Source organism: Sphingomonas sp. CCH9-F2 (genome assembly GCF_001556735.1).
In the GTDB taxonomy this organism is placed as follows: Bacteria; Pseudomonadota; Alphaproteobacteria; order Sphingomonadales; family Sphingomonadaceae; genus Sphingomonas; species Sphingomonas ginsenosidimutans.
The window spans coordinates 1-9,808 of the sequence record NZ_LSJO01000063.1 but is presented as its reverse complement, the minus strand read 5'-3'; the positions used below and the strand labels follow the sequence as shown (position 1 = coordinate 9,808).

Annotated in this window: 10 protein-coding genes and 1 pseudogene; 5 read left to right on the top strand and 6 right to left on the bottom strand. The window is 68.9% G+C overall.

Annotated elements, in window-relative coordinates:
• A partial coding sequence (locus tag AX685_RS01975) for an alpha/beta hydrolase (protein ID WP_231738507.1) occupies positions 1 to 509 on the bottom strand: 509 nt, incomplete at its 3' end.
• Positions 510 to 559: 50 nt separating this feature from the next.
• Between AX685_RS01975 and parC the strand changes: the two genes are divergently transcribed.
• A complete protein-coding gene (parC, locus tag AX685_RS01970) occupies positions 560 to 2,812 on the top strand; it encodes a DNA topoisomerase IV subunit A (protein ID WP_066484844.1) in 2,253 nt (750 codons plus the stop codon).
• A 177-nt stretch (positions 2,813 to 2,989) separates the two neighbouring features.
• The gene (locus AX685_RS01965; protein WP_231738506.1) at positions 2,990 to 4,549 is read left to right on the top strand and encodes a putative bifunctional diguanylate cyclase/phosphodiesterase; all 1,560 of its coding nucleotides are present in this window, start codon (positions 2,990 to 2,992) and stop codon (positions 4,547 to 4,549) included.
• Here the strand turns inward: AX685_RS01965 and AX685_RS01960 are convergent.
• From AX685_RS01960 to AX685_RS01945, 4 genes are read right to left on the bottom strand one after another with little or no spacing between them, the layout of a single operon-like run.
• A complete protein-coding gene (locus tag AX685_RS01960) occupies positions 4,522 to 5,724 on the bottom strand; it encodes a CCA tRNA nucleotidyltransferase (RefSeq protein WP_082740434.1) in 1,203 nt (400 codons plus the stop codon). The genes AX685_RS01965 and AX685_RS01960 overlap by 28 nt on opposite strands.
• Positions 5,721 to 6,311 carry a CoA pyrophosphatase gene (locus tag AX685_RS01955; RefSeq protein WP_066484839.1) on the bottom strand — a complete coding sequence of 197 codons (591 nt, stop codon included), beginning with the start codon at positions 6,309 to 6,311 and terminating at the stop codon, positions 5,721 to 5,723. Before AX685_RS01955 ends, AX685_RS01960 begins: the two co-directional genes overlap by 4 nt.
• Positions 6,308 to 6,871 (bottom strand): DUF1285 domain-containing protein, encoded by a 564-nt coding sequence (locus tag AX685_RS01950; RefSeq protein WP_066484836.1) that lies wholly within the window; start codon positions 6,869 to 6,871, stop codon positions 6,308 to 6,310. The genes AX685_RS01955 and AX685_RS01950 overlap by 4 nt, the downstream gene beginning before the upstream one ends.
• 55 nt (positions 6,872 to 6,926) lie before the next feature.
• Entirely contained in the window at positions 6,927 to 7,433 is a 507-nt protein-coding gene (locus tag AX685_RS01945) for a GNAT family N-acetyltransferase (RefSeq protein ID WP_066484853.1), read from the bottom strand.
• A gap of 89 nt (positions 7,434 to 7,522) precedes the next feature.
• Between AX685_RS01945 and AX685_RS01940 the strand changes: the two genes are divergently transcribed.
• A complete protein-coding gene (locus tag AX685_RS01940) occupies positions 7,523 to 8,155 on the top strand; it encodes a glutathione S-transferase family protein (RefSeq protein WP_066484831.1) in 633 nt (210 codons plus the stop codon).
• 5 nt (positions 8,156 to 8,160) lie between these two features.
• The gene (locus AX685_RS01935; RefSeq protein WP_066484847.1) at positions 8,161 to 8,532 is read left to right on the top strand and encodes a dihydroneopterin aldolase; all 372 of its coding nucleotides are present in this window, start codon (positions 8,161 to 8,163) and stop codon (positions 8,530 to 8,532) included.
• Here the strand turns inward: AX685_RS01935 and AX685_RS01930 are convergent.
• Positions 8,507 to 9,247: a hypothetical protein gene (locus tag AX685_RS01930; protein ID WP_231738508.1), complete on the bottom strand. Its 741-nt coding sequence runs from the start codon at positions 9,245 to 9,247 to the stop codon at positions 8,507 to 8,509. The two genes, AX685_RS01935 and AX685_RS01930, sit on opposite strands and share 26 nt — an antisense overlap.
• 367 nt (positions 9,248 to 9,614) lie before the next feature.
• On the opposite strand from AX685_RS01930, the pseudogene AX685_RS01925 reads away from it, so the two are divergent.
• Positions 9,615 to 9,808, top strand: a pseudogene (locus tag AX685_RS01925) (energy transducer TonB); the annotation flags it as partial.

Sequence of the window (9,808 nt, the reverse complement as noted above, 5' to 3'; positions counted from 1 at the left end):
CCCGCCAGCCACAGCGCAAGATGCCCGCCCGCCGAATGGCCGATCGCGACGACGCGGCGAATATCGAGGTGATATCGCGCGGCATGGTCGCGCAGCGCATCGGCGGCCTGCGCGACGTCGCGGAAGGTGCCAGGATAGCCGCCGCCGTCGCGGTCCACCCCGCGATAGTCGATGTTCCACACCGCGACGCCGGCATCGCGCAGGTCACCCGCAACCCAGTCCATCAGCCGCCGGTCGGCGATCGACGTCTGCCAGCAGCCGCCGTGCACCATCACCACCACCGGATGCGGTCCGGCCCCGCGTGGCACCCACACGTCCACCTTCTGCAGGGCATCTGCGCCATAGGCGACCGTGACGTCGGCTGCGGGGCGCGGGCGCCGGGTCAGGTCATACCAGGTCAGCGGGGCGAAAGCGGCGGTGCGGTCGGCGGTCATGGCGGTTGGCGAGCATGATCCCGCCAGCGCGGCGGTGGCAAGCATCAACAGGCGGGGCAGCGTAGCTGTCGGCATCGACACCCCTCTTAACGGATGCGCGTGCGCCTGCTAGTCGCGGTCCACCGATGGCCAAGACCGATCTGACCGACTTTCCCGACAACCCCGCCGTGGGCACGTTCGATGCGCCGTTCGACAGCGCGCTGTCGGAGCGGTACCTCGTTTACGCGCTGTCGACGATCACCGCGCGGTCGCTGCCGGATGTGCGCGACGGGCTCAAGCCGGTGCACCGCCGGCTGTTGTGGGCGATGCGGCTGCTGCGGCTCGATCCGGCGTCGGGCTACAAGAAATGCGCGCGCGTCGTCGGCGACGTGATCGGCAAATATCACCCGCACGGCGACCAGTCCGTCTATGACGCGATGGTCCGGCTGGCGCAGGATTTCGCGCTCCGTTACCCGCTGGTCGACGGTCAGGGCAATTTCGGCAATATCGACGGCGATAATGCCGCCGCCTATCGCTATACCGAGGCGCGGCTGACGCAGGTCGCGATCGACCTGATGGACGGCCTGGACGAGGACGCGACCGAGTTCCGCCCGACCTATAACGGCGAGGAGCAGGAGCCGGAGCTGTTCCCCGGCGCCTTCCCCAATCTGCTGGCCAACGGCGCCAGCGGGATCGCGGTCGGCATGGCGACCAGCATCCCGCCGCACAATGCCGCCGAGCTGCTGGATGCCGCGATCGCGCTAGTCGACGACCGGACCGCCGATCCGCTGGCGTTCGTGAAGGGGCCGGACTTTCCCACCGGCGGCCTGGTCGTCGATGCGCCCGCGATCATCGCGGAGGCCTATGCCACCGGCCGCGGCGCGTTCCGCGTTCGCGCGCGGATCGACAAGGTGGTGGAGAAGGGCGGCGGCTGGCATCTGGTCGTCACCGAAATTCCCTATGGCGTCGCCAAGGGGAAACTGATCGAGCAGCTTGCCGCGCTGATCGAGGACAAGAAGCTGCCGATCCTGGCGGACGTGCGCGACGAATCGGACGAGCAGGTGCGGATCGTGCTGGAGCCGCGCAGCCGCACCGTCGATGCGCAGGTGTTGATGGACGGGTTGTTCCGGCTCTCGGACCTCGAAACGCGCGTACCGCTGAACCTCAACGTCCTCGACAAGGATCGCACCCCGCGGGTGATGAGCCTGCGCGAGGCGCTGGCCGCATGGGTCGACCATCAGTTTGTCGTATTGCGCCGGCGGACCGAGCATCGGCTCGGCAAGATCGCCGACCGGCTCGAGTTGCTGGGCGGCTATATCATCGCCTTCCTCAACCTCGACCGGGTGATCGAGATCATCCGTACCGAGGACGAGCCGAAGCCGGTGATGATCGCCGAATTTGCGCTGACCGACCGGCAGGCGGAGGCGATCCTTAACATGCGGCTGCGCAGCCTGCGCAAGCTGGAGGAGATGGAGTTGCGGCGCGAGCGCGACGCGCTGGAGAAGGAGCAGGGCGAGCTGACGACCCTGCTGGGGTCGGAGGCGCGCCAGCGCACGCGGTTGAAGCGCGATCTCGCGAAGATCCGCGACCGCTATGGTGCAGAAACTCCGCTGGGGCGGCGACGCACGGCGATCGAGGAACAGGCCGCGGCGCGCGACATCCCGCTGGAGGCGATGATCGAGCGCGAGCCGATTACCGTCATCCTGTCCGAACGCGGCTGGGTGCGCGCGATGAAGGGCCACGTTGACCTGTCCGCGCCGGAGACGATGAAGTTCAAGGAAGGCGACGGCCTGGCCTTCGCGTTTCATGCGCACACCACCGACAAGCTGCTGCTCGCCGCCGGCAACGGGCGCTTCTACACCCTGGCGGCGGACAAGCTGCCGGGCGGGCGCGGGTTCGGCGAGCCGGTGCGCGCTTCGATCGATCTGGACGGCACCGTGCCGATCGTCGCGTTCCTGCGGGCCGCCGCCGCGCAGCGGCTGCTGGTGGCGGCGAGCGACGGGCGGGGCTTCGTCGTCCCGGCGGCGGAAGTCGTCGCCGAAACGCGCAAGGGCAAGACGGTGATGACGCCGCGCATCGGCGCGCGGCTGATGCTGGTCCGCCCGGTCGGCGCCGCCGACGATTACGTCGCGGTGATCGGCGACAATCGCAAGCTGGCGGTGTTTCCGATCGGCGAATTGCCGGAAATGACCCGCGGGCAAGGGGTGCAGCTGCAACGCTATCGCGATGGCGGGCTGGCCGACGCGCGCACGCTGGTGTTCGCGGACGGGCTGAGCTGGGCGATGGGCGGTGCGAGCGGGCGCGTGCGCACCGAGGCGGATCTGACCCCGTGGCGCACCGCGCGCGGGGCCGCAGGTCGCATGGCACCCACCGGATTTCCGCGCGACAATCGCTTTTGAACGCGGCGGCACACCGGCGTCGCGCCGTAAGTCACCTTTAACGACTTAACCTTATTAGCCATCCTGATGGCAGTCGGGGCGACAGCGGAAAGGGGGGGAGCCTTTACCCCGCATGTGGTGGGGCCGGGCCTCTCCGCAAGCGAGGGCGCGCTCGAACTCATTCCGATCCCGTTGGTGATGGCCCGCCTACAGGGTGATTGTACGGTCTGGGAAATCCATAACCGCGCTTTCGCCCGCGCGGGGCTGGCGAGCGAGGAAGGACTGGTCGCGCTGGTCACCGATTTCCTGCAATCGGATGAACTGCGCACGGAAGTGGATTGGCAGGCGGGCGCCGCCGTCGAGCGGCGCCACTATCGCATCACGCTGTCGCGGATGACTCATCGCCGCGACCCGGTGTGCATGGTGTCGCTGGTCGATCAGACCGCCGAGGTGCGCACCGAAGATACGCTGCGCCGCGAAATGGCGACCGACAGCCTGACCGGCCTGCCCAACCGCGGCGGGTTTACCGATGCGCTGGAAGCAATGATGGGCGCGGGCGCGCGGCGCTGGGCGGTGCTGATGATCGACCTGGAGCGATTCAGCCGCTTCAACGCCTGTCTGGGCTCGCTGGCCGGGGACGAACTGCTCATCACCGTCGCGCGTCGCATCAAGGGCGCGCTTCGCGCGCGCGACGTGCTGGCGCGTACCGGCGGGGACGAATTCGGCGTGTTGCTGGCGATCGACCAGAGCGCGCAGGAAGTCGATCATGTCGCGCGCCGCATCCGCGACGTCCTTTCGACGCCGTTCCGCCTGAGCGACTACGAAATCCGCGTGTCGTGCGCGATCGGCATCGCGTTCGGCGATCCGACCGTTTCCGATGCGGAGGACGTCATCCGCCACGCGCAGGTGGCGATGAAGAAATCAAAGGCGTCGAAGGTCGCCGAGGCATATCACACCCACGCGCTGGATTCCGCGCGTGAGGAATTCGCGATGGAAACCGCGCTGCGGCGCGCGATCGAGAACGATCAGCTGTCGCTGGTCTTTCAGCCGATCTGCGATCTGGCGACCGGTCGGGTCAGCGGGTTCGAGGCGCTGTCGCGCTGGACCGACGAAGACGGCGTATCCCACGATCCGGCGCGCTTCATCCAGGTGGCGGAAGAATCGGGGCTGATCGTGCCGCTGGGCCGCTGGGCGCTGGGCACCGCCACGCGCACGCTGGCATCATGGGATGCGCGCCACGGCGGCAATTGCGGGATCAGCCTTGCGGTCAACCTGTCCCCGATCCAGCTGCAGCGCGACAGCATCCCGCAGGCGGTGGAACATGCGCTGGCCGCCGCCGGACTGGCGGGCGAGCGGCTGAAGCTGGAACTGACTGAAAGCGCGATCATCGCCGATCCCGATCGCATGTCGCACGTGCTGATGGCGCTGAAGGATCTTGGCGCGATGATCGCGATGGACGATTTCGGCACCGGCTTTTCGAACCTCGCCTCGCTTCAGCGGCTGCCGATCGACCTGCTGAAGATCGACCGCAGCTTCGTCACCGGCCTGTTGCAGGACCGCGACAAGGTGGCGATCGTCCGCGCGATCCTCAGCCTGGCGCAGGCGCTGGGCATGGCGACGGTGGCCGAGGGGATCGAGACGATCGAAGTCGGGCAGACGCTTGCCGCGCTCGGCTGCAACTTCGGCCAGGGCTATGCCTATTCGCGTCCGCTGGCGGCGGACGCGGCCTATCAATATCTGCTCGATCGCAACAGCTGATCGACTTCCTCGTCCGCGATCTGCGCGACGCGCGCGGCATCGGGGAAATTCTCGGCGATCCAGCGCCCCTCGATCGTTCTGAGCGTGCGTGCGACGTCTGGTCCCCGTGCCAGCCCGCGCTCCACCAATGCACCGCCGCCGATCGGTAGCACCGGAGGCTGCCAGCCGCGCAGCGCCGATACCTCTCCGCCGGACAGCAGCAGCCGGTCGATCGCGGTCTGCGTTCCGGTGCGGTAGGCGAGGGCACGCGCGCCTTCATCCCCGACATCGCCGCCCGCCTGGATCAACCGCTTGCGATCCGCATTCGACAGCTTCAGCCGCGCGCCGACGCTTTCGGCTGCGCTGGTCGGCACCAGCGCGGCGAGCCGGCGGACGGGATCGGCCGCGATGCGGTCCGCCGCCTCGCGGCGCGCCAGCGTATCGAGCCGCGCGACGCCCTCCGCGGTGATCTCCGGCAATACGGGGCGCAGGATGCCGCGCTCCTCCATCACCGCCATCGCCGCCACCGCACCCGGCGCGACCAGCAGCTTCAGCAGCTCGGATGCGATGCGTTCCCGGCTGAGGGCCATCAGGTCGTTGGCGCGCGCGGTGCACGCCTCCAGCGCATCTTGGTCGATCGTCGTGCCGAAGCGCGCGTGAAAGCGGAAGAATCGCAGGATGCGCAGGTGATCCTCCGCGATCCGGCGATAGGGATCCCCGATGAACCGCACGCGCCGCGCCGCCAGGTCGTCCAGCCCGCCGAACCAGTCGAACAAGGTGCCGTCCGCCGGATCGGCATAAAGCGCGTTGATCGTGAAATCGCGCCGCGCCGCATCCTCGCGCCAATCGTCGGCAAAGGCGACCACCGCGTGTCGCCCGTCGGTGGCGACGTCGTGGCGCAGCGTGGTGACCTCCACCACCGTCCCCTCGCTCACCGCGGTGACGGTGCCATGGGCGATGCCGGTGGGGATCGCCTTGATCCCCGCCGCCTCGAGCCGCCGCACCACGTCGTCCGGGCGCAGATCGGTGGCGATGTCGATGTCGGCGACGTCCAGTCCCAGCAACGTATCGCGCACCGCGCCGCCGACGTAGCGCGCATGGCCGCCCGCCGCGTCCAGCGCCGCCGCCAGCCGGTCGAGCCCGGGACGATGGCGCCACGGCGCTTCGGGCAGCCGCTGTCCCTGGATGCCGCTCATATCCCCCATCGCAGCCGGCGCGACAGGTTCACGATCATGCCGGCGGTCGCGCCCCAGATCCGGCGATCCTGCCACATCATCTCGTAATAATGGCGCTCGCGTCCCTGCCACATCGTCGACACGGCGCGGTGGTTCGCACTGTCCAGCACGAAATCGAGCGGCACTTCGAACACGCTCGCCACTTCCGCCTCGCTGGGGACCAGCGCCAGATCGGGCGGGACGATCGCGACGATCGGCGTGATGCTGAACCCCGTGCCGGTGCGATAGCGGTCGGCTGCGCCGATCACCCGCACCGCATCGGGCGGCAGTGCGATCTCCTCGTCCGCCTCGCGCAACGCCGCAGTCACCGCGTCCTCGCCCGGATCGATCCGGCCGCCGGGGAAGGCCACCTGTCCGGCGTGCTTGCGCAGCGTCTCGGTACGCTGGGTCAGGATCAGGCCGGGGCGCGGCCGGTCGGTGATCGGCACCAGCACCGCCGCGGCGGCCATCGCATCGTGTTCCGGCAGATCGTCCTGATCGCTTTCGATAAGCGCGGTCTCCGCCGGGGAAACCAGCGCGGCGGCGAGCCGCTCGGCCAGCGCCGTCATTCGGGCTGGAGCGGGAAGAACGCGCCGGCGCTCCACACGCCGGGCGGCGTCTCGTCGCCCGCCAGCGCGCGCTCCGCCAGATCGTAGTAGATCGCGCGCGACACCAGCGCGTCCAAACCGCCGCGCACGCGCACATAGGGGTGGGGGCCGTCGTCGCGCTCCTCGAAGCGCAACGGATGGTCGGGGCCGGCGGTGACGACCTCGCCGGTGTTCAGGCGAAACGCCAGCATCGCGTCGCGCCCGTCGCCCTCGGCTTTCATTTCGACCGCGACGAACGGGGCGTCCTCCACCGCGATGTCGAGCTTCTCGACCGGGGTGACCAGGACATAGCCGCCGTCGGGTTCGCGGCGCAGGATGCGGCTGAACGCGCGCACCATCGCAAGCCGGCCGATCGGCGAACCCTGATGAAACCAGGTGCCGTCGCGCGCGATCCGCATCTCGCTGTCGCCGCAATGATCGGGGTGCCAGCGGTCGACCGGCGGCAGGCGGTCGGCATCGGCCAGCCGCGCGATGTCGGCGAGCGTCAGCGTATCGAATTCGGGGGGCGGCGCCATCGGCATGTCCGCCAGTTAGGGAGCCGTACCGCGCGGGTAAAGGGCGGAGGGCCGATAACCGTCAGGCGACCGCCGTAACGCGCGGGCCGATCGCCCCCGTACCGGCGGGTACCCCCGGTCCGCGCGCCAGCAGGCGGCGTGCCTCGACCGGGCCGGGCAGTCGCCACCCCGCGGTCGCCTCCGCCGAAAAGCCGAAGAAGCGACCGTAATATTCGGGATCGCCGATCAGCATCAGAGCATCGCCGCGCGCGTCCGCCGCGGCCAGCGACGCGGCGACCAGTGCGCGCCCGATGCCACCCTGCTGGCGTTCCGGGTCGACCGCTACCGGACCGACCAGCACCAGCGGCACGTCACACCCGTCGTCCCCGGCGAAGCGCACCGGCCAGCACTGGATCGATCCGACCAATTCGTCCCCGTCGACCGCGGCGATGCTCAGCTCCGGGATCGCGGAGGTCCCGACACGCAGGCGATAGGCGGTGCGGCCGTGCCGGTCGGTGCCGAACGCACGGTCAAGCAACCGCTCCACCGCATCCGCATCCACCGTCGTGATCGGCACCATCTGGACCACCGCCGCATCCTGCCCAATACCGGGCATGGACGCCCGGGCGCGGGCGCTTTAGCGGGACTGGGATCGAACGCAACCGGAATGACCGTCTGATGAAGCTTTACGATGCCGCCTGGGCGCCCAGCCCCCGCCGCGTGCGGATCTATCTCGCCGAAAAGGCGATCCAGGTGGAGCGCGTCCCGATCGACCTGGCGACGGGCGAGCATCTGGGGGAGGCCTATCGCGCGCTGGTGCCGCGCGGTGTGGTGCCGGCGCTGGAACTGGACGACGGGGAGGTAATCGTCGAATCATCGGCCATCTGTCGCTTCTTCGAGGTGCTGCACCCCGAGCCGCCGCTGTTCGGGGTGCGCCCGGTGGAGGTCGCGCGCATCGAAGGCTGGACCCGGCGGATCGAGGCGGAGGGCTATGCCGCGGCCGCCTATGCGCTGCGCAACGGCATCCCTGCCTTCGCGGGGCGCGGCTTGCCCGGTCACTGGCCGGAGGTGGCGCAGATCCCCGCGCTGGTCGATCGCGCGCGGGTGATGTGGGCCGGTTTCGCCGCAGCGCTCGACCGGCAACTGGCGCAGAATGAATGGGTTGCGGGCGATCGTTACAGCTTTGCAGACATCACCGCGCTGGTCACGATCGACTTCGCACGGCGTGCCAGGCTGACGCTGCCCGAGGGGGCGGAGCATATCGCGCGCTGGTACGGCATCGTCGCCGCTCGCCCGAGTGCGGAAGCATGAGCGCGATGGACGATACGCTGGAACTGGAGGTGCACGACCTGGAAGTGCAGGTGCTGACCGGCATCTACTCCGAGGAAACGCATCTGCCGCAGCCCTTGCGGATCTCGCTGACCGTTCTGCTCGACGCCCCCGATCGCTACGCCCCGGACACGCCGCTCAGCGCGTCGAAGAACTACCTCGACCTGCGCCATGCCGCGACCGATGCGCTGGCGCCGGCGGGACATTTCACGCTGATCGAGGCGGTTGCCGATCATATCGCCGAGACGCTGTTCCTCCAGGACCGCCGCGTCCGCCGCGTGAAGGTGAAGATCGTCAAGCTGGCGATCGCCGAGGCCGGCGAATCGATCGGGATCACTCTGATACGGCACCGCCGCTAGCGTCTGTCCCATTCCGGCACGTGCCCAGCTGCTCGATGACGAAGCGATAGTCGGCACGCGCCTGCTCGGCATCGTCCGCGGACAATGCCGCGGTACTGCGTTCCGGCAGCGCACGCGGCAAGAAACAGGCCAGGCGATACCACAACAGCGTGTCGCGGGCCGGGGCGGCCGCCGAATCGTCGATGATCTCGCTGGTGGCGACCGACCAGCGCGGTTGTTCGCCCGGACGGCGCAGGATCGACAGTGCGGCGGGGCGATCGTCCCGCGTTTTCAGGAAGATCTGCGTTTCGCCCTCGCCCGGCAGCGCACCGGGTACGTGGAAGGCGTTGCGCACGTCGGTGACGACCGGCGGCGCGTCCGGCGCGGCCGCGTCCTGCGCGATCCGCCGCGTCAGCGCGTCGAGCGCGGGCGACCAGTCGCGTTGCGCGCCGGGCGTGACGAGCTGAAGCTGGTCGGGCCGCCCCGCGACGGGGCGGGCGAAGGCGATGACGCGGCGCTTCTTCAGACTGGGGGTACGCCCGCGCCAATCAGGCGCGACATCGACCAGCCAGCCGATTCGGGCCGGGATCGCGCCGGTGCCGCGGATCAGTGCCGCGACATCCGCCTCGACATAAAAGCGCGTGTGACCCGCGGCGACGCCGGCGGCCTCCGCGCCCTTGATCCGCGCGGCGGACCGGATGGTGGCGTCGACGATGACCGGGCTGTCGATCACCAGACCGGCGACCTCTTCGTAAACCGGTGCGGATTCAACCGCCTGTGCGGCCGGGGTTTGCGAACTCGCGGGGCCGGCGGCCAAGGCCATCAGCGGCAGCGCGAGAAAAATGTGCGGGACTCGGCGAAGCGCGGGTGAGGTCATGCGATCCGCCTACGTCAACCTTGATGAACGATACAGAAATAATTCTGTCGCGGTTCGATTGTACGTTTGTTGCGCATGACAAAGCGTTTGCGTCGCCAAAAGCGGCGCGATAGGACTTGGCGGTCTGTGGCCTATCGCATGAAGGGCTGCGGAACGGTTAACACCCGGTCGGACAACGGTGTCCGATCACCCCAAGGGCCGCAGGATGAGGGAGTTTCGTTGCTGAATGGCCTATTCTGACCAGAAGATGAGCGGGGGCAAGATTGGCGCGCTGGTTATCGTCGCGCTGATTCACGTCGCTCTCGGCTATGCCTTCATAACCGGCCTCGCGACGAATTTCGTCAAGAAGCAGGTCGAGAAGCTGAACACGTTCGACGTCGAGGAGCCACCGCCCCCGCCGCCGGACGAGCCGCCGCCCCC